Annotated in this window: 38 protein-coding genes; 35 read left to right on the forward strand and 3 right to left on the reverse strand. The window is 68.9% G+C overall.

Going from position 1 to position 25,306, the window contains the following annotated elements; genetic code table 11:
* Positions 1-9: 9 nt before the first annotated feature.
* The 32 genes from rpsS to ACFYOY_RS40850 all read left to right on the forward strand — a co-directional run bounded on the left by rpsS (position 10) and on the right by ACFYOY_RS40850 (position 19,131).
* Positions 10-291: a 30S ribosomal protein S19 gene (rpsS, locus tag ACFYOY_RS40695; RefSeq protein WP_014178772.1), complete on the forward strand. Its 282-nt coding sequence runs from the start codon at positions 10-12 to the stop codon at positions 289-291.
* A 40-nt stretch (positions 292-331) separates the two neighbouring features.
* Positions 332-679: a 50S ribosomal protein L22 gene (gene rplV / locus ACFYOY_RS40700; protein WP_059148970.1), complete on the forward strand. Its 348-nt coding sequence runs from the start codon at positions 332-334 to the stop codon at positions 677-679.
* Positions 679-1,506, forward strand: coding sequence for a 30S ribosomal protein S3 (rpsC, locus tag ACFYOY_RS40705; protein ID WP_014054169.1), 828 nt, complete (start codon positions 679-681; stop codon positions 1,504-1,506). Before rplV ends, rpsC begins: the two co-directional genes overlap by 1 nt.
* Before the next feature lie 5 nt (positions 1,507-1,511).
* On the forward strand, positions 1,512-1,931 hold the full coding sequence (gene rplP / locus ACFYOY_RS40710) for a 50S ribosomal protein L16 (protein WP_014054170.1): 420 nt from the start codon (positions 1,512-1,514) through the stop codon (positions 1,929-1,931).
* Complete coding sequence (rpmC, locus tag ACFYOY_RS40715) at positions 1,931-2,155, forward strand: 50S ribosomal protein L29 (RefSeq protein ID WP_009715874.1); 225 nt, start codon at positions 1,931-1,933, stop codon at positions 2,153-2,155. The genes rplP and rpmC overlap by 1 nt, the downstream gene beginning before the upstream one ends.
* Positions 2,155-2,442 carry a 30S ribosomal protein S17 gene (gene rpsQ, locus ACFYOY_RS40720; RefSeq protein ID WP_014054172.1) on the forward strand — a complete coding sequence of 96 codons (288 nt, stop codon included), beginning with the start codon at positions 2,155-2,157 and terminating at the stop codon, positions 2,440-2,442. Before rpmC ends, rpsQ begins: the two co-directional genes overlap by 1 nt.
* A 100-nt stretch (positions 2,443-2,542) precedes the next feature.
* Positions 2,543-2,911: a 50S ribosomal protein L14 gene (gene rplN, locus ACFYOY_RS40725; protein ID WP_003998823.1), complete on the forward strand. Its 369-nt coding sequence runs from the start codon at positions 2,543-2,545 to the stop codon at positions 2,909-2,911.
* Between the two features lie 3 nt (positions 2,912-2,914).
* Positions 2,915-3,238: a 50S ribosomal protein L24 gene (gene rplX, locus ACFYOY_RS40730; protein ID WP_014054173.1), complete on the forward strand. Its 324-nt coding sequence runs from the start codon at positions 2,915-2,917 to the stop codon at positions 3,236-3,238.
* The gene (gene rplE, locus ACFYOY_RS40735) at positions 3,238-3,798 is read left to right on the forward strand and encodes a 50S ribosomal protein L5 (protein WP_014054174.1); all 561 of its coding nucleotides are present in this window, start codon (positions 3,238-3,240) and stop codon (positions 3,796-3,798) included. The genes rplX and rplE overlap by 1 nt, the downstream gene beginning before the upstream one ends.
* Before the next feature lie 3 nt (positions 3,799-3,801).
* Complete coding sequence (locus ACFYOY_RS40740; RefSeq protein ID WP_003948630.1) at positions 3,802-3,987, forward strand: type Z 30S ribosomal protein S14; 186 nt, start codon at positions 3,802-3,804, stop codon at positions 3,985-3,987.
* Positions 3,988-4,250: 263 nt separating this feature from the next.
* Positions 4,251-4,649, forward strand: coding sequence for a 30S ribosomal protein S8 (gene rpsH, locus ACFYOY_RS40745; RefSeq protein WP_055556099.1), 399 nt, complete (start codon positions 4,251-4,253; stop codon positions 4,647-4,649).
* A 20-nt stretch (positions 4,650-4,669) separates the two neighbouring features.
* Positions 4,670-5,209, forward strand: a complete 540-nt coding sequence (gene rplF, locus ACFYOY_RS40750; RefSeq protein WP_351896460.1) for a 50S ribosomal protein L6 — start codon at positions 4,670-4,672, stop codon at positions 5,207-5,209.
* 3 nt (positions 5,210-5,212) lie between these two features.
* Positions 5,213-5,596 (forward strand): 50S ribosomal protein L18, encoded by a 384-nt coding sequence (rplR, locus tag ACFYOY_RS40755; RefSeq protein WP_059148968.1) that lies wholly within the window; start codon positions 5,213-5,215, stop codon positions 5,594-5,596.
* A 43-nt stretch (positions 5,597-5,639) separates the two neighbouring features.
* The gene (gene rpsE / locus ACFYOY_RS40760; RefSeq protein WP_030835127.1) at positions 5,640-6,245 is read left to right on the forward strand and encodes a 30S ribosomal protein S5; all 606 of its coding nucleotides are present in this window, start codon (positions 5,640-5,642) and stop codon (positions 6,243-6,245) included.
* A 2-nt stretch (positions 6,246-6,247) separates the two neighbouring features.
* Positions 6,248-6,430 (forward strand): 50S ribosomal protein L30, encoded by a 183-nt coding sequence (gene rpmD, locus ACFYOY_RS40765; RefSeq protein WP_009715866.1) that lies wholly within the window; start codon positions 6,248-6,250, stop codon positions 6,428-6,430.
* A gap of 1 nt (position 6,431) precedes the next feature.
* The gene (gene rplO, locus ACFYOY_RS40770) at positions 6,432-6,887 is read left to right on the forward strand and encodes a 50S ribosomal protein L15 (protein ID WP_059148967.1); all 456 of its coding nucleotides are present in this window, start codon (positions 6,432-6,434) and stop codon (positions 6,885-6,887) included.
* Positions 6,888-7,091: 204 nt separating this feature from the next.
* The gene (gene secY, locus ACFYOY_RS40775; RefSeq protein ID WP_059148966.1) at positions 7,092-8,405 is read left to right on the forward strand and encodes a preprotein translocase subunit SecY; all 1,314 of its coding nucleotides are present in this window, start codon (positions 7,092-7,094) and stop codon (positions 8,403-8,405) included.
* The gene (locus ACFYOY_RS40780; RefSeq protein WP_351896479.1) at positions 8,405-9,061 is read left to right on the forward strand and encodes an adenylate kinase; all 657 of its coding nucleotides are present in this window, start codon (positions 8,405-8,407) and stop codon (positions 9,059-9,061) included. Before secY ends, ACFYOY_RS40780 begins: the two co-directional genes overlap by 1 nt.
* An 87-nt stretch (positions 9,062-9,148) precedes the next feature.
* Positions 9,149-9,985 carry a type I methionyl aminopeptidase gene (gene map, locus ACFYOY_RS40785; RefSeq protein WP_351896484.1) on the forward strand — a complete coding sequence of 279 codons (837 nt, stop codon included), beginning with the start codon at positions 9,149-9,151 and terminating at the stop codon, positions 9,983-9,985.
* A gap of 150 nt (positions 9,986-10,135) precedes the next feature.
* Entirely contained in the window at positions 10,136-10,357 is a 222-nt protein-coding gene (gene infA / locus ACFYOY_RS40790) for a translation initiation factor IF-1 (protein WP_003956442.1), read from the forward strand.
* 27 nt (positions 10,358-10,384) lie between these two features.
* Positions 10,385-10,498: a 50S ribosomal protein L36 gene (rpmJ, locus tag ACFYOY_RS40795; RefSeq protein WP_003956441.1), complete on the forward strand. Its 114-nt coding sequence runs from the start codon at positions 10,385-10,387 to the stop codon at positions 10,496-10,498.
* A 196-nt stretch (positions 10,499-10,694) separates the two neighbouring features.
* Positions 10,695-11,075 (forward strand): 30S ribosomal protein S13, encoded by a 381-nt coding sequence (gene rpsM, locus ACFYOY_RS40800; RefSeq protein ID WP_014054183.1) that lies wholly within the window; start codon positions 10,695-10,697, stop codon positions 11,073-11,075.
* Positions 11,076-11,141: 66 nt separating this feature from the next.
* Positions 11,142-11,546 carry a 30S ribosomal protein S11 gene (gene rpsK / locus ACFYOY_RS40805; RefSeq protein ID WP_009715860.1) on the forward strand — a complete coding sequence of 135 codons (405 nt, stop codon included), beginning with the start codon at positions 11,142-11,144 and terminating at the stop codon, positions 11,544-11,546.
* Positions 11,547-11,573: 27 nt separating this feature from the next.
* A complete protein-coding gene (rpsD, locus tag ACFYOY_RS40810) occupies positions 11,574-12,200 on the forward strand; it encodes a 30S ribosomal protein S4 (RefSeq protein ID WP_059148963.1) in 627 nt (208 codons plus the stop codon).
* Positions 12,201-12,306: 106 nt separating this feature from the next.
* Entirely contained in the window at positions 12,307-13,329 is a 1,023-nt protein-coding gene (locus ACFYOY_RS40815; protein ID WP_009715858.1) for a DNA-directed RNA polymerase subunit alpha, read from the forward strand.
* A gap of 174 nt (positions 13,330-13,503) precedes the next feature.
* Positions 13,504-14,034: a 50S ribosomal protein L17 gene (rplQ, locus tag ACFYOY_RS40820; RefSeq protein ID WP_351896506.1), complete on the forward strand. Its 531-nt coding sequence runs from the start codon at positions 13,504-13,506 to the stop codon at positions 14,032-14,034.
* A gap of 86 nt (positions 14,035-14,120) precedes the next feature.
* A complete protein-coding gene (gene truA, locus ACFYOY_RS40825) occupies positions 14,121-14,987 on the forward strand; it encodes a tRNA pseudouridine(38-40) synthase TruA (protein ID WP_351896512.1) in 867 nt (288 codons plus the stop codon).
* Positions 14,988-15,161: 174 nt separating this feature from the next.
* Positions 15,162-16,040, forward strand: coding sequence for an STAS domain-containing protein (locus tag ACFYOY_RS40830; protein WP_211124221.1), 879 nt, complete (start codon positions 15,162-15,164; stop codon positions 16,038-16,040).
* On the forward strand, positions 16,037-16,447 hold the full coding sequence (locus ACFYOY_RS40835) for an STAS domain-containing protein (RefSeq protein ID WP_351896521.1): 411 nt from the start codon (positions 16,037-16,039) through the stop codon (positions 16,445-16,447). The genes ACFYOY_RS40830 and ACFYOY_RS40835 overlap by 4 nt, the downstream gene beginning before the upstream one ends.
* Positions 16,431-16,910, forward strand: a complete 480-nt coding sequence (locus ACFYOY_RS40840; protein WP_351896527.1) for an ATP-binding protein — start codon at positions 16,431-16,433, stop codon at positions 16,908-16,910. The genes ACFYOY_RS40835 and ACFYOY_RS40840 overlap by 17 nt, the downstream gene beginning before the upstream one ends.
* Positions 16,907-17,926, forward strand: coding sequence for a SpoIIE family protein phosphatase (locus tag ACFYOY_RS40845; RefSeq protein ID WP_388592771.1), 1,020 nt, complete (start codon positions 16,907-16,909; stop codon positions 17,924-17,926). Before ACFYOY_RS40840 ends, ACFYOY_RS40845 begins: the two co-directional genes overlap by 4 nt.
* The gene (locus tag ACFYOY_RS40850) at positions 17,923-19,131 is read left to right on the forward strand and encodes a PP2C family protein-serine/threonine phosphatase (RefSeq protein ID WP_351896536.1); all 1,209 of its coding nucleotides are present in this window, start codon (positions 17,923-17,925) and stop codon (positions 19,129-19,131) included. Before ACFYOY_RS40845 ends, ACFYOY_RS40850 begins: the two co-directional genes overlap by 4 nt.
* Here the strand turns inward: ACFYOY_RS40850 and ACFYOY_RS40855 are convergent.
* Together ACFYOY_RS40855 and ACFYOY_RS40860 are read right to left on the reverse strand one after the other, a co-directional pair.
* On the reverse strand, positions 19,125-19,670 hold the full coding sequence (locus ACFYOY_RS40855) for a hypothetical protein (protein WP_351896542.1): 546 nt from the start codon (positions 19,668-19,670) through the stop codon (positions 19,125-19,127). The two genes, ACFYOY_RS40850 and ACFYOY_RS40855, sit on opposite strands and share 7 nt — an antisense overlap.
* A gap of 98 nt (positions 19,671-19,768) precedes the next feature.
* Entirely contained in the window at positions 19,769-21,856 is a 2,088-nt protein-coding gene (locus tag ACFYOY_RS40860) for a glycosyltransferase (RefSeq protein WP_388592774.1), read from the reverse strand.
* Between the two features lie 306 nt (positions 21,857-22,162).
* On the opposite strand from ACFYOY_RS40860, the gene ACFYOY_RS40865 reads away from it, so the two are divergent.
* On the forward strand, positions 22,163-22,918 hold the full coding sequence (locus ACFYOY_RS40865; protein ID WP_388592777.1) for a hypothetical protein: 756 nt from the start codon (positions 22,163-22,165) through the stop codon (positions 22,916-22,918).
* Between the two features lie 57 nt (positions 22,919-22,975).
* Here the strand turns inward: ACFYOY_RS40865 and ACFYOY_RS40870 are convergent, their stop codons facing one another.
* Positions 22,976-23,836 (reverse strand): hypothetical protein, encoded by an 861-nt coding sequence (locus tag ACFYOY_RS40870; RefSeq protein WP_351896563.1) that lies wholly within the window; start codon positions 23,834-23,836, stop codon positions 22,976-22,978.
* Between the two features lie 359 nt (positions 23,837-24,195).
* On the opposite strand from ACFYOY_RS40870, the gene rplM reads away from it, so the two are divergent.
* Complete coding sequence (rplM, locus tag ACFYOY_RS40875; RefSeq protein WP_059148951.1) at positions 24,196-24,639, forward strand: 50S ribosomal protein L13; 444 nt, start codon at positions 24,196-24,198, stop codon at positions 24,637-24,639.
* Positions 24,640-24,680: 41 nt separating this feature from the next.
* Positions 24,681-25,184, forward strand: a complete 504-nt coding sequence (gene rpsI / locus ACFYOY_RS40880) for a 30S ribosomal protein S9 (RefSeq protein ID WP_059148950.1) — start codon at positions 24,681-24,683, stop codon at positions 25,182-25,184.
* Positions 25,185-25,306 lie beyond the last annotated feature (122 nt).

Genomic DNA, 25,306 nt, shown 5'->3' on the forward strand with positions numbered 1-25,306 from the left:
CGGGTTTAGATGCCGCGCAGTCTCAAGAAGGGGCCCTTCGTCGACGACCACCTGATCAAGAAGGTGGATGTCCAGAACGAAGCCGGCACCAAGAACGTCATCAAGACCTGGTCCCGCCGCTCGATGATCGTCCCGGCCATGCTCGGCCACACGATCGCGGTGCACGACGGCCGCAAGCACGTCCCGGTGTTCGTCACCGAGTCGATGGTCGGCCACAAGCTCGGCGAGTTCGCGCCGACCCGCACCTTCCGCGGCCACGAGAAGGACGACCGTAAGTCGCGTCGTCGCTGATCGGCGGAAGAGACTCATGACAGACACCGAAGGGACAACCATGGAAGCCAGGGCCCAGGCGCGGTACATCCGCGTCACGCCCATGAAGGCCCGCCGCGTGGTGGACCTCATCCGTGGCATGAGTGCCACGGAGGCTCAGGCGGTCCTGCGTTTCGCCCCGCAGGCCGCGAGCGTGCCGGTCGGCAAGGTGCTGGACAGCGCCATCGCCAACGCCGCGCACAACTACGACCACACCGACGCCGACAGCCTCTTCATCTCTGAGGCGTACGTCGACGAGGGCCCGACCCTGAAGCGGTTCCGTCCGCGTGCCCAGGGCCGCGCCTACCGGATCCGCAAGCGGACCAGCCACATCACCGTGGTCGTCAGCAGCAAGGAAGGAACCCGGTAATGGGCCAGAAGGTTAACCCGCACGGGTTCCGGCTCGGCATCACCACCGACTTCAAGTCGCGCTGGTACGCCGACAAGCTGTACAAGGACTACGTCAAGGAAGACGTCGCCATCCGCCGGATGATGACGAAGGGCATGGAGCGCGCGGGCATCTCCAAGGTGGAGATCGAGCGCACCCGTGACCGCGTCCGCGTCGACATCCACACCGCCCGGCCGGGCATCGTCATCGGCCGCCGCGGCGCGGAGGCCGACCGTATCCGCGGCGAGCTGGAGAAGCTGACCGGCAAGCAGGTGCAGCTGAACATCCTCGAGGTGAAGAACCCCGAGGTCGACGCTCAGCTGGTGGCCCAGGCCGTCGCCGAGCAGCTCTCCTCCCGCGTCTCCTTCCGTCGTGCGATGCGCAAGTCGATGCAGAGCTCGATGAAGGCCGGTGCCAAGGGCATCAAGATCCAGTGTGGTGGCCGTCTCGGCGGTGCCGAGATGTCCCGCTCGGAGTTCTACCGCGAGGGCCGTGTGCCCCTGCACACGCTCCGCGCGAACGTCGACTACGGCTTCTTCGAGGCCAAGACCACCTTCGGCCGCATCGGCGTCAAGGTGTGGATCTACAAGGGCGACGTCAAGAACATCGCCGAGGTCCGCGCCGAGAACGCCGCCGCCCGCGCCGGCAACCGCCCGTCGCGCGGTGGCAGCGACCGCCCGCAGCGCCGTGGTGGCGAGCGCGGTGGCCGTGGCCGTAAGCCGCAGCAGCAGCAGAGCGCCCCCGCCGAGGCCCCCAAGGCCGAGGCCACCGCCGCTCCGGCTGCTGAGAGCACTGGAACGGAGGCCTGACCGACATGCTGATCCCTCGCAGGGTCAAGCACCGCAAGCAGCACCACCCCAAGCGGTCCGGCATGGCCAAGGGCGGCACGGAGCTGGCGTTCGGCGAGTACGGCATCCAGGCCGTCACTCCGGCGTACGTCACCAACCGTCAGATCGAGGCCGCTCGTATCGCGATGACCCGCCACATCAAGCGTGGCGGCAAGGTCTGGATCAACATCTACCCGGACCGTCCGCTGACGAAGAAGCCTGCCGAGACCCGCATGGGTTCCGGTAAGGGTTCGCCGGAGTGGTGGGTCGCGAACGTCAAGCCCGGCCGGGTGATGTTCGAGCTGTCCTTCCCGAACGAGAAGACTGCGCGTGAGGCGCTCACCCGCGCTGCTCACAAGCTCCCGATGAAGTGCCGGATCGTGCGGCGCGAGGCAGGTGAGTCGTGATGGCGGCCGGTACCAAGGCGTCCGAGCTGCGTGAGCTGAACAACGAGGACCTCGTTGGCAAGCTCCGTGAGGCCAAGGAAGAGCTGTTCAACCTCCGCTTCCAGGCGGCGACCGGACAGCTTGAGAACCACGGCCGGCTGAAGGCCGTCCGCAAGGACATCGCCCGGATCTACACCCTGATGCGGGAGCGCGAGCTCGGCATCGAGACGGTGGAGAGCGCCTGATGAGCGAGACGAATGTGACTGAGAACGCAACGCAGAACCGCGGCTTCCGCAAGACCCGTGAGGGTCTGGTCGTCAGCGACAAGATGGACAAGACCGTCGTCGTCGCCGTCGAGGACCGCGTCAAGCACGCGCTGTACGGCAAGGTCATCCGCCGTACGAACAAGCTCAAGGCGCACGACGAGCAGAACGCCGCGGGTGTCGGCGACCGCGTCCTCCTGATGGAGACCCGGCCGCTGTCCGCGACCAAGCGCTGGCGCGTCGTCGAGATCCTCGAGAAGGCCAAGTAATTCCTGCGGGCAATAGTCCGCAGGACAGTTCCGCCAGGCTCGGCAGGGGCTGGACATATCCAGCCCCTGCCGGGAACCGGCAGACGATCAGGAGATAGACGTGATCCAGCAGGAGTCGCGACTGCGCGTCGCCGACAACACGGGCGCGAAGGAAATCCTTTGCATCCGTGTTCTCGGTGGCTCCGGTCGCCGCTACGCGGGCATCGGTGACGTCATCGTCGCCACCGTCAAGGACGCGATCCCCGGTGGCAACGTGAAGAAGGGTGACGTCGTCAAGGCGGTCATCGTGCGCACCGTCAAGGAGCGCCGCCGCCCGGACGGTTCGTACATCCGCTTCGACGAGAACGCGGCCGTCATCCTCAAGAACGATGGCGACCCCCGTGGCACCCGTATCTTCGGCCCGGTGGGCCGTGAGCTGCGCGAGAAGAAGTTCATGAAGATCATCTCGCTCGCGCCGGAGGTGCTGTAACCGATGAAGATCAAGAAGGGCGACCTGGTCCAGGTCATCACCGGTAAGGACAAGGGCAAGCAGGGCAAGGTCATCGCGGCCTTCCCGCGCGAGGACCGTGTCCTGGTCGAGGGTGTCAACCGGGTCAAGAAGCACACCAAGGCCGGACAGACCGCTCGTGGTTCGAAGACCGGCGGCATCGTGACGACCGAAGCCCCGATCCACGTGAGCAACGTGCAGCTCGTGGTGGAGAAGGACGGCAACAAGGTCGTCACCCGCGTCGGATACCGCTTCGACGACGAGGGCAACAAGATCCGCGTTGCCAAGCGGACCGGTGAGGACATCTGATGACTGCCACCACCACTGCACCGCGCCTCAAGGCGCGCTACCGCGAAGAGATCCAGGGCAAGCTGCAGGAGCAGTTCTCCTACGAGAACGTCATGCAGATCCCGGGTCTGACCAAGGTCGTGGTCAACATGGGTGTGGGCGACGCCGCCCGCGACTCCAAGCTGATCGAGGGCGCCATCCGCGACCTCTCCACGATCACCGGCCAGAAGCCGGCCGTCACCAAGGCCCGTAAGTCCATCGCGCAGTTCAAGCTGCGTGAGGGCCAGCCGATCGGCGCCCACGTCACCCTCCGCGGTGACCGCATGTGGGAGTTCCTGGACCGTCTGGTGTCGCTCGCGCTGCCGCGCATCCGCGACTTCCGCGGTCTGTCGCCGAAGCAGTTCGACGGCCGGGGCAACTACACCTTCGGTCTCACGGAGCAGGTCATGTTCCACGAGATCGACCAGGACAAGATCGACCGCGTCCGGGGTATGGACATCACCGTGGTGACCACGGCGACCAACGACGACGAGGGCCGCGCCCTGCTGCGTCACCTCGGCTTCCCGTTCAAGGAGGCGTGAGCCGTGGCGAAGAAGGCTCTCATTGCCAAGGCCGCCCGCAAGCCCAAGTTCGGCGTGCGTGGGTACACGCGCTGCCAGCGTTGCGGACGTCCGCACTCCGTCTACCGCAAGTTCGGCCTGTGCCGCGTGTGCCTTCGTGAGATGGCTCACCGTGGCGAGCTGCCGGGCGTGACCAAGAGCTCCTGGTAACAGCCCACCCGTCGTCTCCCGCCACCGCCCTCAACGGGCGTCCTGGCGGGCGAAAGATGGAATTTTGGGCTGGTACCGGACTCTCGGTAAGCAAATGGATGGCGAGCCCCGCCCGTCCACTCCCGTAGAGTGGAACGGTTGGGCGCTCGCCGCCCAGAATCCTTACTACGCCGTAGGTCCCCGCGCCGCACCCGTGCCCACCGTGAGTGGGTGAGAGGGATGGCGCATACAGGAAACCCCGGCGAGAGAGGCCGAAGGCCATCATGACCATGACCGATCCGATCGCAGACATGCTGACGCGTCTGCGAAACGCGAACTCGGCGTACCACGACTCCGTCGTGATGCCCCACAGCAAGATCAAGTCGCATATCGCGGAGATCCTCCAGCAGGAGGGCTACATCACCGGCTGGAAGGTCGAGGACGCCGAGGTCGGCAAGAACCTCACCCTCGAGCTGAAGTTCGGCCCGAACCGCGAGCGCTCGATCGCCGGCATCAAGCGGATTTCGAAGCCGGGCCTGCGGGTCTACGCAAAGTCCACCAACCTGCCGAAGGTGCTCGGCGGCCTGGGCGTGGCGATCATCTCCACGTCGCACGGGCTCCTCACCGACAAGCAGGCCGGCAAGAAGGGCGTGGGTGGGGAAGTCCTCGCCTACGTCTGGTAACCAGGGAACGGAGGAAGCACATGTCGCGCATTGGCAAGCTGCCCATCCAGGTTCCCGCTGGTGTGGACGTCACCATCGATGGCCGCACGGTCGCCGTGAAGGGCCCCAAGGGTTCTCTCTCGCACACCGTCGCCGCGCCGATCGATGTCGCCAAGGGTGAGGACAACACTCTCGTTGTCACCCGCCCCAACGACGAGCGTCAGAACAAGGCCCTGCACGGCCTGTCCCGCACGCTGGTGGCGAACATGATCACCGGCGTGACCCAGGGCTACAGCAAGGCGCTCGAGATCAGCGGTGTGGGTTACCGCGTCCAGGCCAAGGGCTCCAACCTGGAGTTCGCCCTGGGCTACAGCCACCCGATCCTGGTCGAGGCCCCCGAGGGCATCACCTTCAAGGTGGAGTCCCCGACCAAGCTGAGCGTCGAGGGCATCGACAAGCAGAAGGTCGGCGAGGTCGCCGCGAACATCCGCAAGCTGCGCAAGCCCGACCCGTACAAGGCCAAGGGCGTGAAGTACGCGGGCGAGGTCATCCGCCGCAAGGTCGGAAAGGCTGGTAAGTAAGCCATGGCATACGGTGTGAAGATCGCCAAGGGCAACGCCCGTAAGGCGGCTGCCGTCAAGCGGCGTCACATCCGCGTCCGCAAGCGGGTCTCCGGCACGCCGGTCCGTCCTCGCCTCGTGGTGACGCGGTCCAACCGTCACATGGTGGCGCAGGTCATCGACGACATCGCGGGCCACACGCTGGCCTCGGCGTCGACGCTGGACAGCGCCATCCGGGCGGCCGAGGGCGACAAGAGCGCCCAGGCGCAGCAGGTCGGCGCGCTGGTGGCCGAGCGGGCGAAGGCCGCGGGCATCGAGGCCGTCGTGTTCGACCGTGGTGGCAACAAGTACGCCGGGCGGATTGCCGCTCTGGCGGACGCCGCCCGCGAGGCCGGGCTGAAGTTCTGAGCCCCGGTTCCAACGCAAAGCGGAAACGAGAGAGGTAAATCCAATGGCTGGACCCCAGCGCCGCGGTGGCGGCGCCGGTGGCGGCGAGCGGCGGGACCGGAAGGACCGGCGGGACGGTGGCGCTGCCGCCGAGAAGACCGCTTACGTCGAGCGTGTTGTCGCGATCAACCGCGTCGCCAAGGTTGTGAAGGGTGGTCGTCGCTTCAGCTTCACCGCGCTGGTCGTGGTGGGCGACGGTGACGGCACCGTGGGTGTCGGTTACGGCAAGGCCAAGGAGGTGCCGGCCGCGATCGCCAAGGGCGTGGAGGAGGCCAAGAAGCACTTCTTCAAGGTCCCCCGGATCGCCGGCACCATCCCGCACCCGATCCAGGGTGAGGAGGCCGCGGGTGTCGTGCTGCTGAAGCCGGCGTCCCCCGGTACCGGTGTGATCGCCGGTGGCCCGGTGCGCGCCGTGCTGGAGTGCGCGGGCATCCACGACGTGCTCAGCAAGTCGCTCGGTTCGTCGAACCCGATCAACATCGTGCACGCCACGGTGGCCGCTCTGCAGGGCCTTCAGCGCCCCGAGGAGATCGCCGCCCGCCGTGGTCTGCCGCTGGAGGACGTCGCCCCCGCCGCTCTGCTGCGGGCGCGTGCCGGGGTGGGTGTGTGAGCATGGCCCGCCTGAAGATCACGCAGACGAAGTCCTACATCGGCAGCAAGCAGAACCACCGCGACACCCTGCGTTCGCTCGGGCTGAAGAAGCTCGGCGACGTGGTTGTCAAGGAGGACCGCCCCGAGTTCCGCGGCATGGCGACCACCGTGCGGCACCTCGTGACGGTCGAGGAGGTCGACTGAGATGGCGGAGAACAACCCGCTGAAGGTCCACAACCTCCGGCCCGCCCCGGGCGCCAAGACCGCCAAGACCCGTGTCGGTCGTGGTGAGGCGTCCAAGGGTAAGACCGCTGGTCGTGGCACCAAGGGCACCAAGGCCCGCTACCAGGTTCCGGAGCGCTTCGAGGGTGGGCAGATGCCCCTCCACATGCGGCTCCCGAAGCTCAAGGGCTTCAAGAACCCGTTCCGCACCGAGTACCAGGTCGTGAACCTGGACAAGCTGGCCGCGCTCTACCCGCAGGGTGGCGAGGTCACGGTGGCCGATCTGGTCGCCAAGGGTGCGGTGCGCAAGAACCAGCTCGTCAAGGTGCTGGGCTCCGGTGAGGTCTCCGTGGCGCTCCAGGTGACGGTCGACGCCGTCTCCGGCTCCGCCAAGGAGAAGATCACCGCTGCCGGTGGCACCGTCACCGAGCTCGTCTGAGCACGGTGTACACCCGACCGGGGATGCTCCAGATACGGGGCATCCCCGGTTGGTCGTTCCAAGCGGGGCCAGGTCGCCGGTAAGGTGGCGTGCGTTGTTACCTTCCGCGCGGTACGCCTCCGCGCGGGTCCTGGCTGATAAGTATTCGTCGATCCTCAAGACCGTCACCTCTCGCGCACGCACGCGGGGGGCGCAGGAGGCACCGTGCTCACCGCGTTCGCCCGGGCGTTCAAGACGCCCGACCTGCGCAAGAAGCTGCTGTTCACGCTGGGCATCATCGTGCTCTTCAGGCTCGGGCAACATATCCCGATCCCGGGCATCGACTACAAGAACGTCCAGACGTGCATGGACCTCGCCAAGGGCCAGCAGGGGCTGTTCGGCCTGGTCAACATGTTCAGTGGTGGCGCACTGCTCCAGATCACCATCTTCGCGCTCGGGATCATGCCGTACATCACGGCGAGCATCATCCTGCAGCTGCTGACCGTGGTGATCCCGCGTCTCGAGGCCCTCAAGAAGGAGGGTCAGGCCGGGCAGTCGAAGATCACGCAGTACACCCGCTATCTGACGATCGCGCTGGCGATTCTGCAGGGCACCGGCCTGGTGGCCACCGCCCGCAGCGGCTCGCTCTTCCAGAGCTGCCCCGTCGGCGGCCAGATCGTCCGGGACGACTCGATCTTCACTACCGCCGTGATGGTCATCACGATGACCGCCGGCACCGCGCTGATCATGTGGCTCGGTGAGCTGGTCACCGACCGCGGCATCGGCAACGGCATGTCGATCCTGATGTTCGTCTCGATCGCCGCCGGTTTCCCGAGCGCGATGTGGAGCATCAAGCAGCAGGGCAAGATCATGGGGGGCTGGCTGGAGTTCGGCCTGGTGATCCTCTGTGGTCTGGCCATGGTCGGCCTGGTGGTCTTCGTCGAGCAGGCCCAGCGCCGGATCCCGGTGCAATACGCCAAGCGCATGATCGGCCGTCGCTCGTATGGCGGTACGTCCACCTACATCCCGATGAAGGTGAACCAGGCGGGTGTGATCCCCGTGATCTTCGCCTCATCGCTGCTGTACATTCCGGCGCTGATCGTCCAGTTCTCCAATTCGAAGGCCGGCTGGGCGACCTGGATCTCGCAGAACTTCGTCAAGGGCGACCACCCGATCTACATCGCCACGTACTTCCTGCTGATCGTCTTCTTCGCATTCTTCTATGTCGCCATCAGCTTCAACCCCGAAGAAGTTGCCGACAACATGAAGAAGTATGGTGGGTTCATCCCGGGTATCCGGGCTGGTCGTCCCACCGCGGAGTATCTGAGCTACGTGCTGAACCGCATCACGTGGCCCGGTGCGCTCTATCTGGGCTTGATCGCCCTGGTGCCCACGGTGGCACTGGTGACGCTCAACGCCAATCAGAACTTCCCGTTCGGCGGCACGAGCATCCTGATCATCGTGGGTGTCGGCCTGGAGACTGTGAAGCAGATCGAGAGCCAGCTTCAGCAGCGACACTACGAAGGGTTCCTCCGCTGATGCGAATCGTCCTCGTCGGGCCTCCGGGAGCCGGCAAGGGTACGCAGGCCGCGTACCTTGCCGAGAAGCTGTCGATCCCGCATATCTCCACAGGCGACCTGTTCCGCGCGAACATCAGCCAGGGCACCCCCCTCGGCAAGCAGGCGCAGGAGTACATGCGGGCCGGGCAACTGGTACCGGACGAGGTCACCATCGGCATGGCGGAGGACCGGCTGGACCAGCCGGACGCACAGGCGGGCTTCCTGCTGGACGGGTTCCCGAGGAACCAGATCCAGGCCGAGGCTCTGGACGCCTACCTGGGCGAGCGCGGTGTCTCGCTGGACGCGGTGCTGGACCTGGAGGTCCCCGAGTCCGAGGTGATCAAGCGCATCGCGGGCCGTCGCACCTGCCGTCAGGACAGCTCGCACACGTTCCACGTGGAGTACAAGCCGTCGAAGGCCGCGGGCGTGTGCGACGCCTGTGGCGGCGAGCTGTACCAGCGTGAGGACGACAGCGAGGAGACGGTCCGCAAACGACTCGAGGTCTACCACCGCGAGACCGAGCCGATCATCGACTACTACAAGGCCAAGGGCCTGGTCGTGACGATCTCGGCGCTCGGCAAGGTGTCCGAGGTCACCCAGCGGGCGATGGACGCCTTGGCGGCCAAGGCGGCCTAGAGAACGAAGCTGATCGGCCGCGATGCCCCGCCGGGGCGTCGCGGCCGTACTGTTGAGCTGAACCGATGGACCGCGGAAGGCTGAGTGATGGTGGAGATCAAGACTCCCGAGCAGATCGCGAAGATGCGTGAGGCGGGACTGGTCGTCGCCGCCATCCATGAGGCGACGCGGGCGGCTGCCGTCCCCGGCGCCACCACCAAGGATCTGGACGACGTCGCCCGTAAGGTCATCGCCGATCACGGCGCCAAGTCGAACTTCCTGGGCTACGGCGGCTTCCCCGCCACGATCTGCACCTCCGTGAACGACATCGTGGTGCATGGCATCCCGGACCAGGAGACCGTCCTCAAGGACGGCGACATCATCTCCATCGACGCGGGCGCGATCGTGGACGGCTGGCACGGCGACGCCGCCTTCACCGCCTTCGTGGGCACCGGTCACGCCCCGGAGCTGTACGAGCTCAGCCGGGTGACCGAGGAGTCGATGTGGGCCGGGATCGCGGCGGTCCGCAAGGGCCACCGGCTCGTCGACATCTCCAAGGCGATCGAGGGCTACATCCGCCGCCAGCCCCGCCCGGCCTCCGGCAAGTACGGGATCATCGAGGACTACGGCGGCCATGGCATCGGCACCCAGATGCACATGGACCCGCATCTGCTGAACTACGTCTCCAAGAAGCGCGGCAAGGGCCCGCGGCTGGGCCCCGGCTTCTGTATCGCGATCGAGCCCATGGTGAGCCTGGGCACCGCGAAGACGCACGTGCTGTCCGACGACTGGACCGTCAAGACCGACGACGGCACCTGGTCCAGCCACTGGGAGCACTCGGTCGCGCTGACCGAGGAGGGCCCGCTGGTGCTGACCGCCGTGGACGGCGGCAAGGCGAAGCTGGCCGAGCTGGGCGTGGAGGCCGCGCCCGATCCCCTGGCCTGACGATCTCCGTGGGCATAAAGATCTCGATTCCGGGGCATCATGCCCCGGATTCGTGTTTCGGGATGCCCTGACGTAGACTGACACGTCGGCTCACGCATGCCCTCCCGCATGTGTCGGGCCGATCAAGGTAGCCGATCCCGAAAGCAGGACATGGCCAAGAAGCAAGGCGCCATCGAAATCGAGGGCACCGTGATCGAGTCTCTGCCGAACGCGATGTTCAAGGTGGAGCTTCAGAACGGTCACAAGGTCCTCGCGCACATCAGCGGCAAGATGCGTATGCACTACATCCGCATCCTGCCCGATGACCGGGTCGTGGTGGAGCTGTCTCCGTACGACCTCACGCGCGGACGGATCGTCTACCGCTACAAGTAGATCTCACGACCCGGAGAACCTCACACCATGAAGGTCAAGCCGAGCGTCAAGAAGATCTGCGACAAGTGCAAGGTGATCCGCCGCCACGGCCGGGTCATGGTCATCTGCGACAACCTGCGCCACAAGCAGCGCCAGGGCTGACGCACACCGGCCGGATATCCTGCACCACTCGCAGCATCTTCGCGCGACGTCATAACTTTGCGTACATACGCAGTCACCCGTTCCCGCCTCGCGGGGACGACACCCCCGGTCGGAGGCCGGGGACCCGGTAGCCGTGCGAACGGTGGCCGGGAGTGGTGCTGCGGAAGACCTCCGACAACCATCTGGAGCCAGATTCATGGCACGCCTCGCAGGCGTTGATCTCCCGCGCGAAAAGCGCGTCGAGGTTGCCCTCACCTACGTCTTCGGCATCGGTCGCACCCTTGCCCAGCAGACGCTCGCCAACACCGGTGTGAACCCGGACACCCGCGTTCGTGACCTGGGCGAAGAAGACCTGGTCAAGATCCGCGAGTACGTGGACAACAACATCAAGACCGAGGGTGACCTCCGTCGCGAGATCCAGGCCGACATCCGCCGCAAGGTCGAGATCGGCTGCTACCAGGGTCTGCGCCACCGCCGCGGCCTTCCGGTCCACGGCCAGCGCACCAGCACCAACGCCCGCACCCGCAAGGGCCCGCGTCGCGCCATCGCCGGTAAGAAGAAGCCGGGCAAGAAGTAGTCCGCACCGGACGCTGTCAAGCGGTCCGAGCTGTAGGACCGACCACCTCCACGGGAGAATTCAGGAATGCCTCCGAAGAGCAGGACGGCCGGCGCCAAGAAGGTGCGCCGCAAGGAGAAGAAGAACGTCGCCCACGGGCACGCTCACATCAAGAGCACGTTCAACAACACCATCGTCTCGATCACGGACCCGACCGGGAATGTGATCTCTTGGGCCTCTGCCGGCCACGTCGGCTTCAAGGGCTCGCGCAAGTCCACTCCGTTCGCCGCGCAGATGGCCGCCGAGTCGGCCGCCCGCCGCGCGCAGGAGCACGGCATGCGCAAGGTCGACGTGTTCGTCAAGGGTCCGGGCTCCGGCCGTGAGACCGCGATCCGCTCGCTCCAGGCCACCGGCCTGGAGGTGGGTTCGATCCAGGACGTCACTCCGACTCCGCACAACGGATGCCGCCCGCCCAAGCGTCGGCGCGTCTGACCGGCTGAAGTAGGAGACAACAGAAACATGGCGCGTTACACCGGGGCCGACTGCAAGCGTTGCCGTCGGGAGAAGCAGAAGCTCTTCCTCAAGGGGAGCAAGTGCGAGAGCGCGAAGTGCCCGATCGAGATCCGTCCTTACCCCCCGGGTGAGCACGGTCGCGGGCGCACCAAGGACAGCGAGTACCTGCTGCAGCTCCGTGAGAAGCAGAAGGCGACCCGCATCTACGGCGTCCTTGAGAAGCAGTTCCGTGGCTACTACGCGGAGGCGAACAAGAAGTCCGGCAAGACCGGCGAGAACTTGCTTCGCATCCTCGAGACCCGCCTCGACAACGTGGTCTACCGGGCCGGCTTCGCCAAGTCCCGCGACCACGCCCGTCAGCTGGTCCGCCACGGCCACATCAACGTGAACGGCCGCAAGACCGACATCCCGTCGGCTCGCGTCACCGTGAACGACATCATCGAGGTCCGCACGAAGTCCCGGACCCTGACCCCCTTCCAGGTGGCTCAGGCCGAGGCGGGCGAGCGCACGGTGCCGGCGTGGCTGGAGGCCATTCCGTCGCAGCTGCGGATCCTCGTGCACTCCATGCCCGAGCGCCAGGTGATCGACACCCAGGTGCAGGAGCAGCTGATCGTCGAGCTCTACTCCAAGTAGTAGACGAAGACGATACGGGCGGTACGCAGCCGTTTGGCGCGTACCGCCCGTACCATTGAAGGGTTCGGCGTCAAATAGCGGGCGCCGAAGACTGGAGGCAAACCCCATGCTGATCGCTCAGCGTCCCTCGTTGACCGAAGAGGTCGTCGACGAGTTCCGCTCCCGGTTCGTGATCGAGCCGCTGGAGCCGGGCTTCGGCTACACCCTCGGAAACTCCCTGCGTCGTACGCTCCTCTCCTCGATCCCCGGTGCGGCCGTCACCAGCATCCGGATCGACGGGGTCCTGCACGAGTTCACCACCGTGCCGGGCGTCAAGGAGGACGTCACCGACCTGATCCTCAACATCAAGCAGCTGGTCGTCTCCTCGGAGCACGACGAGCCGGTCGTGATGTACCTGCGCAAGCAGGGCCCGGGTCTGGTCACCGCCGCCGACATCGCCCCGCCGGCCGGTGTCGAGGTGCACAACCCCGACCTGGTCCTGGCCACGCTGAACGGCAAGGGCAAGCTGGAGATGGAGCTCACGGTCGAGCGTGGCCGCGGTTACGTCTCCGCCGTGCAGAACAAGCAGGTCGGCCAGGAGATCGGCCGGATCCCGGTCGACTCCATCTACTCGCCGGTGCTCAAGGTCACCTACAAGGTCGAGGCGACCCGTGTCGAGCAGCGCACCGACTTCGACAAGCTGATCGTCGACGTCGAGACCAAGCAGGCCATGCGGCCGCGTGACGCCATGGCGTCGGCCGGTAAGACCCTGGTCGAGCTGTTCGGCCTGGCCCGCGAGCTGAACGTGGACGCCGAGGGCATCGACATGGGCCCGTCCCCGACGGACGCCGCCCTCGCCGCCGATCTGGCGCTGCCGATCGAGGAGCTCGAGCTCACCGTCCGCTCGTACAACTGCCTCAAGCGCGAGGGCATCCACTCCGTGGGTGAGCTCGTGGCGCGGTCCGAGGCGGACCTGCTCGACATCCGGAACTTCGGCGCCAAGTCGATCGACGAGGTCAAGGCGAAGCTGGCCGGTATGGGCCTGGCGCTCAAGGACAGCCCGCCCGGATTCGACCCGACCGCCGCCGCTGACGCCTTCGGCGCCGATGACGACGCGGATGCGGGTTTCGTCGAGACCGAGCAGTACTGATCACTGCCCCGCCGCTGGGGCTGAGGCGCTGTCCTCAATCGCCGGACGGGCTTGATCTTGCTGAGCTTGATCGAGTCCGTGCGGCGGGCGACGAAATGTCCGGCGGGCGGCCGCCCGCCGGTAACTGACACCGGTACCTCATACGGCCGGTGCAGACACCTAGGAGATACACCAATGCCGAAGCCCACCAAGGGCGCCCGTCTGGGCGGCAGCGCTGCGCACGAGCGGCTCCTGCTGGCGAACCTCGCCACCGCGCTGTTCGAGCACGGCCGGATCACCACCACCGAGGCGAAGGCCCGCCGCCTGCGCCCGGTCGCGGAGAAGCTGGTCACCAAGGCGAAGAAGGGCGACCTTCACAACCGCCGTCTGGTGCTGCAGACCATCCGCGACAAGAGCGTCGTGCACACCCTCTTCACGGAGATCGGCCCGCGCTACGAGAACCGGCCGGGTGGCTACACTCGCATCACCAAGATCGGTAACCGTCGTGGCGACAACGCCCCGATGGCGGTCATCGAGCTGGTCGAGGCGCTGACCGTGCAGCAGGAGGCCGTCGGCGAGGCCGAGGCCGCCACCAAGCGCACCGCCAAGGACGCTGCCGGTGACACGGCCGCCGCGAACCTCAAGAAGGACGAGGCCGCCGAGGCCCCGGCCGCCGAGGCCGAGGCGACTGAGGCTCCGGCCGCCGAGGAGTCGAAGGACGCCTGAGGCGTCGCTCCGGCTTTCGTTGTCACGGACGGGCCCGCCCCCAGAATCTGGGAGCGGGCCCGTTCCGCATGGAGAGGAACGGTTGGGTGAGTGACGAGGCGGCGCCCGGTTTCGTACGGGTCCGGCTGGATCTGAGCTACGACGGCAAGGACTTCTCGGGCTGGGCCAAGCAGCGCGAGCGGCGCACCGTGCAGGGCGAGCTGGAGAGCGCGCTGCGGACGGTGACGCGCTCCTCGGAGACCTTTGAGCTGACCGTCGCGGGCCGCACCGACGCGGGGGTCCATGCCCGCGGCCAGGTGGCGCATGTGGATCTGCCCGAGGCGCTGTGGGCCGAGCACCGGGACAGGCTGCTGCGGCGGCTCGCCGGCCGGCTGCCCCACGACGTACGGGTCTGGAAGGTCGCGCAGGCCCCGCCCGGCTTCAACGCCCGCTTCTCCGCGATCTGGCGGCGCTACGCCTACCGGGTCACCGATCACCCCGGCGGGGTCGATCCGCTGCTGCGCGGCCATGTGCTGTGGCATGACTGGCCGCTGGACGTGGACGCCATGAACGCGGCCTGTGAACGGCTCCTGGGCGAGCACGACTTCGCCGCGTACTGCAAGAAGCGTGACGGCGCCACCACCATCCGCACCCTCCAGCGGCTGGACTGGGCGCGCGGGGCGGACGGGGTCATCACGGCGACGGTGCGGGCGGACGCCTTCTGCCACAACATGGTGCGCTCGCTGGTGGGTGCCCTGCTCTTCGTCGGCGACGGCCACCGTCCCGCGGACTGGCCGGCCGAGGTGCTCTCCGCGGGGGTGCGCGACTCCGCCGTCCATGTCGTCCGTCCTCATGGACTGACCCTGGAGGAGGTCGGCTATCCGGCCGATGACCAACTCGCCGCCCGTAACCGGGAGTCCCGCAACAAGCGCTCCCTGCCGGGCGCGACGGCGATCGGTTCCGGCTGCTGCTGACATCGGCGGGTGTGGGTGGTCGATCATTGGGTACTCGCCACGCGCCTCGTGTGCCGACGACTGGGCGAGAGAGTCAAGGCGGCGGGGCAATCGGCATGATGCGACTTCCGGGGCCTCCGGAAGATCGATAAAATTTGCCAACCGACAACGGTCGCCGACCGCGAAGGGATCCGCGTGAGTACCAGCGAGGCCGCTGTACGAGAGCGCCTGACCAGGGCTCTCCAGGAGCGCGACGAGGAAATCGCCGATCGCTGGGTCGAGCTGCAGATGGAGCAGGCCCTGCTGGACACCGACATCGGCGAGGCCGAGCTGCGCGAGGAGGCCGATGCCTTGATCGAGGCGCTGGTTCCGGGCCTGCAGAGCGGTGTGCCGGTGGACCGGGTGGTGACCTCCACCCCGGGGCTGCACGAGGCCGTGGTGGGGCTGTCGATGCGCCGGGCGCGTGCGGGGGCCACGCCGACGGCGACCTCGCTCGCGGTGCTCGCGCTCAAGGAGGCGCTGCTCAAGGCGGTGCAGCGGGACACCCGTGACGCCGAGGAGCTGTTCGCCTCGGCCGTGTTCATGAACCGGCTGCTGGATGTGGCCGGGGCGCTGTCCTTCGAGACGTATGTGGAGGGCCGGGAGGAGATCATCCGCCGGCAGAGCCAGCAGTTGATGGAGCAGTCGACACCGGTGGTGCGGCTGTGGCGGCAGGTGCTGGCGGTGCCGCTGATCGGCACGCTGGACACCGCCCGGACCCAGGTGGTGATGGAGAATCTGCTCCAGGCCATCCAGGACCATGAGGCGCTGGTCGCGATCATCGACATCACGGGTGTGCCGACGGTGGACACCGCCGTGGCCCAGCATCTGATGCAGACCGTGAACGCGGTGCGGCTCATGGGCGCGGACTGCGTGATCAGCGGGGTCCGCCCCTCGATCGCCCAGACCATCGCCCAGCTCGGCATCGATCTGTCCACCATCCTCACGCGGGCGACGCTGGCCGACGCGCTGGCCGCCGCGATCAAGATGATCGACGGGCCCGGTCCCGACGGTGACGAAGGAGATGGTCGGTGAACGGTCATCGCTCGCCCGGCGTTCCGATTCTGCGACTGGGAAATGTCCTGGTCACGGGGCTGCTCAATGAGCTCGACGATCGGACCGCCATCGCCTTCACCGAGGAGCTCACCGAGCGGATCTCGGCCGAGGGCGCCCGTGGGGTGCTCATCGACATCTCCCGGCTGGAGGTCATCGACTCCTTCGTGGCCCGGACGCTGATGGAGCTGACCACGGTGGCCCGGCTGCTGGGGGCCCGGGTGATCGTGGCCGGGATGCGACCGCCGGTGGCGATCACCCTGGTGGAGCTGGGGATCGAACTGGTCGGTGTGGAGACCGCACTCAATCCGGAGCAGGGGATGGCCGCGCTGGGGTGGCGTCAGGCCACGCAGCCCCTGGAAGGGGCCCGACGTGGCACTGCCCGGTGAATCCACCCTCGCCTCCCACGGGGCCAAGCGGCCCGCGCGGGCGGAGGGCCGGCGCCCGCCCGCGCCGGCCACCTATCCGGTGCGCACGGAGGAGGACCTGCTGACGGTCCGCCATGCGGTGCGCGCGGCCACCATCGCGGTGGGCTTCGGCCTGGTGGACCAGACCCGTGTGGTCACGGCCGCCAGCGAGCTCGCCCGTAACGCCTTTGTCCACGGGAGCGGCGGCACCGTCACCCTCGACTATCCGCGCGAGCCCTCCGGACGGCGGGGGCTGCGGCTGACCGTCAAGGACGAGGGGCCGGGCATCGCGGACCTCGAGGCGGCGCTCACCGACGGCTTCACCACCGGCTCGGGCCTGGGCCACGGGCTGGGCGGCGCCCGGCGGCTGATGGACGAGTTCACCGTGCGCACCGGCCCGGGCGAGGGCACCGTCGTGGTCGTCACCCGCTGGGCGGTACGGTGACCCGCACGTTCACGGTGCCCACCGCCCAGGTGCGCGTCGACCACCACAGCGCCGTGCATCTGGCCGCCGAGACGGCGCGTGCGGTGGCCCGGGAGTGCGAGCTGCCGGGGGCGCTGCCCGATCAGGCGGCGGTGATCGCCTCGGAGCTGGCGACCAACCTGGACAAGCACGCCAGCGACGGCACGCTCTACGTCCAGCCGCTGCCGCTGGGCCACGGGGTGGAGATCCTCGCCGCCGACCGCGGCCCCGGTATGCACGACCCCGAGCGCTGTCTGGCCGACGGCTACACCACCTCCGGAACGCTGGGGGTCGGGCTCGGCGCCGTCAAGAGGATGGCGACCCACTTCACCATGCGCAGCGCCGACGGCATTGACGCGGGCACCTGGGCCTGCGCCCGCCTCACCGCGACGGGCGAGCAGCGGCCGGAGTGGCAGGGGGTGGGTGCGATCTGTCTGCCCGCCGAAGGGGAGGAGGCGTGTGGCGACGCCCGCGGGATCGTCGACACGGACGCCGCCCGCACCGCGGTCGTCCTCGACGGCCTCGGCCACGGCCGGGCGGCCGAGGAGGCGGCCCAGGCGGCGCTGCGGACCTTCCACACCGACCCCGACCGGCCGCTGCCGGAGGTGCTCACCCGGATGAACCGGGCCCTGCGGCACACCCGCGGGGCCGCCGTGGGGCTGCTGCGGCTGCACCACGACCGCGCCGACTACTGCGGCATCGGCAACATCCGCGCCCTCGCCCTGACCCCGGGCGGGGTTGAGCACCGGCTGACCGGACAGCCCGGGATCGTCGGCTGGGGCATGCCCACCCCGCGCGTCCACGGCTTCCCGCTGTCCCAGGGCGCCACGGCGGTGCTGCACAGCGACGGTATAGACGCCCGCTGGGCGCTGGACCCGCCCCCTTCCGTGCTCCGTCTTCCGCCGTCCCTGCTGTCCGCCGCACTCGCCCATGGCCATCGCCGCGTCCGCGACGACGCCACGGTGCTCGCGGCCAGGTCACCCTTAAGGCTTCCATGACGACGAGGAACCTCACCTGCGCCACGACGGCCGGGCTCAGCCGGGCCGTTCGGGCGCTGGCCCGGGAGCATGCCCTGGACCCGGAGGTCCGGGGGCGCCTTGTGCTGTCCGCCGCCGAGGCCGCCGGGGCGGCGCTGGGCGCCGGGCGGGAGGCGGGCCTTGAGTGGGCGTACGACCCGGACGCCGGGCTGCTCACGGTGGTGCTGCGGACGCCGGGCGATACGGGCCCGGCGGCGGCGGATCTGCCGATGGCCCCCGACGCGGTGACCGAGGACGAGGTCGTCTGGCGCCTCCCGGCGGGCCCGCCGGTGGACGCCGCCGAGGAGGCGCCCGGCGACGAGGCCCTCGCCGCGGAGGAGTTGCGCGCCGTTCTGGCCGCCGCCGACGCGCTCACCGCCGAGCACCGCCGCCTCAAGGACGAACTCGAGGAGACCAACAGCGGGGTGCTCGCGCTCTACGTCCAGCTCGACGAGCGGGACAAGCAGTTGCGCACCGCGCACGGCCAGACCCTGCGGGAGCTGGAGGACGCGCTGCGCCCGCCGCTCATCAAGGCCGACGGTCTCGAACTCGCCGTGCACTACGAGCCGGCCGGCACCGACGCGCCGACCGGCGGGGATCTGTACGACTGGTTCGTGCTGCCCGACGGCACCGTCCACATCACCATCGTGGACGCGCTGGGCCATGGGGTGACCAGTACGCGCAGCGCGCTCAACGTCACCCACGCGGTGCGCACTCTGGCCCTGGAGGGCCACCGCCTCCAGTCGATCGTGGCCCGCACCGACGAGATCCTGCACCCCTTCGACCGGGCCGTGATGGCCACCGTGCTGCTCGCCCGGATCGATCCGGTCACCGGTGAGCTGTGGCTGGCCAACGGGAGCCATCCGCCCGCGCTGCTGCTGCGCCGCGACGGAACGGCCCGCTATCTGGAGGCCCGGGGGCGCGGGATCGGCTTTCCGCTGCCCGGGAGCGAGACACCGCTGACCGAGCGGCTGGCCCCCGGGGACCTCCTCCTGCTCTACACCGACGGGCTCACCGAGAGCCGCCGGGACCCGATCGAGGGCGAGAGGCGCCTGATCGAGGCCGCGCACAAGCATCTGCAGAGCCCGATCGAGGAGGTCCCCGGCGCCATCGCGGAGGATATGCACACGGTGATCCTGCATCCGGATGACACCCTCGCGCTGGCGGTGCGGCTCACCGGTCAGTGATCGGCGGCCGGGCCGAGGCGCTGCCGCGGGATACGGCCCTGCTGAAGATCCCGCTGACGGGGGACCGGGGGCGGGAGCGGGCGCTCGTCGTGCGGCTGTGCACGCACGAGTTGCTCGAACAGGGGCCGCGCCGCGACCAGCGCCTCCCGCATCCGCTCGGTGGCGGCGTCGGCGGTCTGGGCGGCCTCGCTATCGTTTACCTGTGCCGCCATGGCGTGCAGCCGGCGGTAGCCATCGATCTCCCCGGGGTGACGGATGGACAGCGCGTCCATCCGCTTGTCGTCGGACTCGGCCGGATAGCCGCGGTCGACGGCCAAGGCGCCCAGCAGCCGGTCGGCTTCGCGCAGCGCCCACCCGGGGGAGTCCACGAATCGCTCCTGCAGGCCCGCCCACCGCGCCGCGTACTGCTCCCTGGCTTCCGAGGGCAGGCTTCGGACCGGCAGTTCGCCCTTGCGGCCCTGCCGGACCGAGGGGGCGATCACAAGGCCGGCCATGGCGGCCAGGGCCGCCACCAGGATGATGAGCGTGACTGTTGACATCGCTGTGCCTTCCGCAGAGATTTCCTCGCTCGAGGCTGGTATCACCGAGTGTTACCGGTGATCTCCGCGGCAAACACCGCACCGATGGCTCACGTCGCTCAATTGTCTGTGATGGAGGAGATGATGGTGAGGTCGCCGGTGCGGGTGAGGTGGGGTCGGACACCGTGGGTGACCGGGAAGAGGTCCGTTTTATCGCGGTCCACAATGTCGCCGACGATGCGGCCGATCGGGATCGCGGTCTCGGACCCGGCGGACTTATGGAGCGTCAGGGTCCAGGCTGCGGCGCCCTCGTCGTCCGTACGGGCCTGCTGGATCCGCTCGTACGGGACGGTGAAGCGGAACCGGCCGCCGTCCAGCGCCGTGGCGCCGGTGAGGAACGGGCGGGCCGGGCCGCGGGACGGGGTGGCCACCGCGGTCGGGGTGGCGCCGGGCCCGAAGCGCGCCCCGTACAGGGCGCCTTCGACGGCGAGTCCGTCGGCGTCCATGCGGATCACCCGGGCCTCGGCATGGACCGGGCGGCGCCAGGCACGCAGCGCGAGATAGCCGTCGACGGTGGCGTAGGGGATCCACCAGGCGACGGGCGAGCCGGGCAGCGGCTCCAGGTCCAACAGCCCGCGCCCCTCGGCGAAGCGGCAGCCGACCCGGCGGCGGACGCCGTCGGAGCGGCGGACCACATGCAGATCCCAGCGGCCCTCGGCGAGATCGAGCGTCGCGCGGTCGAGCGTGGCCGTCCAGGGCGCGGACGGCGCGATGCCCGCCGGGGGCAGAAGCGGAACGCGGAGGGGAGGCTCCTCGCTCTTCCGGCGGGTGACGGTCAGTTCGAGCTCGCCGCCGCGCACCTCGGCGGGCTCCAGCAGCACCGACAGATTGCCCTCGGCGGTGACCCGGCAGGACGCGACGGGCCGCAGCGGCCTGCGGACCAGCTGCTTGACCGCGCCCTTGAGGGTGACGGTCAGCGGCGTCCCGGCCGCCCGGCCGCGCAGGGGCGTGACGCTACGGCGCCGCCCGGCCGGGGCCTCGGTGCCGCGGGCGGTGTGGAGCTCCGCGATGAGCCGCTCGTAGGCGGCCGCCACGCGCTCGGGGGCGTACCGCCGCGCCGCGATACGGGCCGCCTCGCCCATCGAGCGGCGCAGTTCGCCGTCCTCGATCAGGGTCAGCAGCCCCTTGGCGATCCCTTCGGCGTCGCCGGGCGGCACCAGCAGCCCGTCCCGGCCGTCGGTGATGATCTCGCCCGGCCCGTGCGGGCAGTCGGTGGCGACCACGGGCACCCCGCAGTGCATCGCCTCGACGATCGTCATGCCGAAGGACTCCTCGCGGGAGGTGACGGCGGCGATCGCGCCCTTGGCCCACTCGGTCTCGATGGGGGAGTGGGCGCCCATCAGGGTGATGTGGTCGGCCAGTCCGAGCCCGTCGATCTGGCGGCGCAGCGCGGGGAGCTGGGGGCCGCGGCCGTAGATGCGCAACCGCCAGTCGGGGTGTTTGGCGGCGACCGTCTCCCAGGCGGCCACCAGCAGGTCGTACCGCTTGACCGGGATCAGCCGGCCCGCGGCCACGACGAGTTTGGCACGGCCGTCGGAGGGCTCGATCCCGGTGGCGGGCACCCCGTTGGGCAGGGCGGTCAGCCGGGTGGTGATACCGGGGAGGTGGGCCCGGTGGGTGGCCGCGTCGGCCTCGGAGACCGAGGTGTACGCGTCGAGGTGGGGTATGGCGGCGTCGCAGGCGGCGCGGATCTCGGCGCGGTGGGTGCCGTAGAGGCGGTGCTCCTGGCCGATTCGCAGAAAGCGGCCGGTGCGGCCGAGCGTGGCGAGGTAGATGACCAGGCCGGGGCGGGTGGCGATGACGACGTCGGCGTCGGTGCGGTCGAGGTAGGAGGCGACGCGTTCATCGGTGAGGGCGTTGAAGTTGGTGGTGCCCCTGGCCTCGGCGTCCGGGATATGGGCGCTGGGCCGCGACAGCAGCGGATGGCCGAGGTCGTTGGCCCGGGCTCCGTCCTCGTGGGGTCGCTGGTCGATCAGGGGTCTGAGCCGCACGGCGGGGTGGAGGGGGAGGTTCGGGGTGTCGATGGTGCGGATCAGGGAGACGATCTCCACGGTGTGGTGAGCGGCGAGCGCCCCGGCCACATTGAAGGTCGACCGGATGGTGCCACCGATGCCATAGGCGTTGTGGAGCAGGAAAGAAATCTTCACGGTGATGTACGCCCGGCGCAGCTGATCCGCCGCGGCGTGCCCTCCCCTCCGAGGCCGTGCTGGGTGCTGGTTCCGAACCGGGCCGCATTAGGCCGATTTGGGGTCGGCGTGATGCCGGTATGGAGCCAGAAAGGACCGATCGGTCCGTAAGACTGGTCTGGGTCGCGAAGGTTGCTTATGCGCATGGTGATATGGGATCCACCACATTCGGGAAAGGGAGTACAACCCTCCTGGTGTTCTGGGAGTCTGCGGGGTGTCCGTGCGGTGGCCGTACGGGCCCGATATCGACCAGGGGTGGACAGGGAAATGAACGAGTCCGGTGCGAAGCGGACCATGGGCGCGGCCATCGCGGCGGTGGCGGCGCTGGGGCTGATGACCGGATGCGGCAGCGACTCCGGCGACGGCAAGGCCGACGGCGCCAAGCAGGACGACAAGCCCGCGAGCACCGCCCCGGCCGCGAAGCCGCTGTCCGCGTCCGCCCTGGAGCGGGCCACCCTGGCGAGCGGTGAGCTCAAGGGGTTCGAAATCCAGAAGATGACCGACAAGGAGATCAGCGAGGGCGGGTCGGCCAAGTCCGGGAAGGCCGAGTGCCAGCCGCTGGCCGCGCTGATGGGGTCCCAGTACGACCCGGCGCCCAAGGCCAGCGTCCACCGCTCCTACGCCACCGACCTCACCAAGGCGAAGATCGGCGGCATCGGCCTGATCCGGGTCTCCTCCTACGGACCGGGCGACGCCGAGCGGACGATCAAGGACCTGCGCGAGGCGGCGACCGCCTGCCAGGGCGGGTTCGCGGCGAAGGACGGCTCCGGGGAGAAGTCGGACGTCAAGAAGGTGGCGCAGCTCGAAGCGCCGAAGGCGGGGGACGAGGCCCTGGCCTTCAGCCTGTATGACGCGAGCGAGAACAAGGCCGTCATCAAGTTCACGGTGGTGCGGTCCGGGCCGCAGCTGATGGTGTTCTTCGGGACGAACATCTCGGACCCCACGAAGTCCGAGGTCCCGGCCGCGCTGGTGGACGCCCAGGTGGCAAAGGTGGAGAAGGCCGCGCGGGGCGCGGCGTCGTAGCGGATCCCCGATCCCCCGGCGGGCGCCGCCGGGCGGGGGGCCAGCGGGACCGGCGACTCAGTCGGCGGTGGTGGCGGCCGCCTCCGCCGATGCCTGGGCACTGCCGCGGGCCAGGATGCGGCGGAAGGTGTAGTCGGCCACATCGCGCCCGGCCTGGAGGGCGGCGGTGTCCGACGCCGTGACCGCCTTGCCCGACGTATAGCCGGAGATCGTGAAGTAGGCGTACCGCCCGATCGCGTTTGCCGAGCTCTGGCAGGCGGTCCGGCGGCAGAAGGCCGGCACGCCCCCGCCCGTCAGCGAGGCGATATTGGGCTTGTACTGGTCCTTGGCCTTCTCGGCCGCCGCCTTGCCGTCGAAGACCGCGACGCCGACCGTCACCGCGACGCCGTCCCGGGAGAAGGTGGCCCGCAGCAGCTTGCGGCAGCCGTTGTTCGCCAGTACCGAGCCGAGCGCCCCCTGGGTGCCGGCGGCGCAGCGGGTCGTGGAGGCGGACGCCGCCTTGGTGTACGAGCGGTCGTCCTTCGCGGCGCGCTTCTCCGGGAAGAGGGTGGCCGCGGACAGCGGCGCCTTGTCCCGACCGGCGCTGGAGATGATGTCCAGCGGCTTCGGCGGCGCGGGCGGGGCGACATCGGAGAAGGTGGGCTCGGGCGTCGCCGACTCGCTGGGGAGGTCCTGGGGGGTGGGCAGCCGGCCGGCCGAGTCGCCGCCGCTCTTGTCCTTGTGGCCGCTGCTGACCACGGCGGTGGCGACGATCGCGGCGACGGCGGCGGTGGCCAGCACCCCGCCGCCGATGAAGAGCAGCCTGCGACGCCGGTTGCGCGCGGCGGACTGGTCGGCGAGCGCCGCCCAGTCCGGTGTCGACGGCTGAGGCGGCTGAGATCCCCCGGGCCCGTAAGGCCCCCCTTGCCCAAAGCTCATGGCGCGCATCTTAGACCGGCCGGGTGACGCCGGGGAGCCGTCGGCGGGGCGCGGGCCCGGCCGGTGGTCCGGCCCCGCGCGGGCCGCGGGCGGGTGCGCGGTGGGGTGGGGGCGTTTTGACCCGCGGTGGGGCGGGCCGGTATTCTGCCAGTTCGTTATGCGTATTGGCTTGCTCGTTCTCACGTGAGAGGCCGTTACGCCGGTCCACCGGGCCGATGACCAGCGGCAGGCACTCGGTTGCGTCACCGAGGTGCGGCCAAGGCTGTCGTGATCGTCCGGGTGGCCTTGTCCGGACCCGTCCCCTCGGTCCTAGCGGATCCGGGGAGACCCCACTCACTGAAGAAGCGAAGGCTACGACCGTGCGTACGTTCAGCCCCAAGCCCGGCGACGTCCAGCGTCAGTGGCACGTCATCGACGCCACCGACGTTGTTCTCGGCCGTCTGGCCACTCAGGCCGCCACCCTCTTGCGGGGCAAGCACAAGCCGGTGTACGCGCCGCATGTCGACACTGGTGACTTCGTCATCATCATCAACGCCGACAAGGTGCACCTCTCCGGCAACAAGCGGACCCAGAAGATGGCGTACCGCCACTCCGGCTACCCGGGTGGTCTGCGCTCCATCCGCTACGACGAGCTGCTGGAGAAGAACCCGGAGAAGGCCGTCGAGAAGGCCATCAAGGGCATGCTCCCCAAGAACACCCTGGGCCGTCAGATGCTCTCGAAGCTGAAGGTGTACTCGGGTGACCAGCACCCGCACACCGCTCAGCAGCCGGTCCCGTTCGAGATCACCCAGGTCGCGCAGTAGTCCCGGCCACCCCTTACGACGAAGAGAATCTGAGGAGCATCGTGGCCGAGACCACCGCCGAGACCCCCCTCGATGTCGAGGAGTACACCACCGAGAGCGTTGAGACGGTCGAGTCGGAGTACACCTCCGAGTCGCTCGCTTCCCGCTTCGGTGACCCGCAGCCGGCCGCCGGCACCGGGCGTCGCAAGAACGCCGTGGCGCGCGTCCGCATCGTGCCGGGCAGCGGGCAGTGGAAGATCAACGGTCGTACTCTCGAGGAGTACTTCCCCAACAAGGTTCACCAGCAGGAAGTCAACGAGCCCTTCAAGGTGCTCGAGCTGGACGACCGCTACGACGTGATCGCCCGCATCGCGGGCGGCGGCGTGTCCGGCCAGGCCGGTGCGCTCCGTCTGGGCATCGCCCGCGCGCTGAACGAGGCGGACGTGGACAACAACCGCGCCCCCCTCAAGAAGGCCGGCTTCCTGACCCGTGACGACCGCGCCACCGAGCGTAAGAAGGCCGGTCTGAAGAAGGCCCGCAAGGCGCCTCAGTACAGCAAGCGCTGACGCCCATCGCGGCACCGCTGCTTCACCCGAACGCCCCGGCGGCACCACCTGTGCCCCCGGGGCGTTCGGCTATCGCCACCAGGGGGCGTATACCTACAAGCAAGCTTCTGCCCCCCAGCTCG

The sequence above is a fragment of the Streptomyces sp. NPDC007875 genome (assembly GCF_042868035.1).
GTDB classification, from domain to species: domain Bacteria; phylum Actinomycetota; class Actinomycetes; order Streptomycetales; family Streptomycetaceae; genus Streptomyces; species Streptomyces antimycoticus.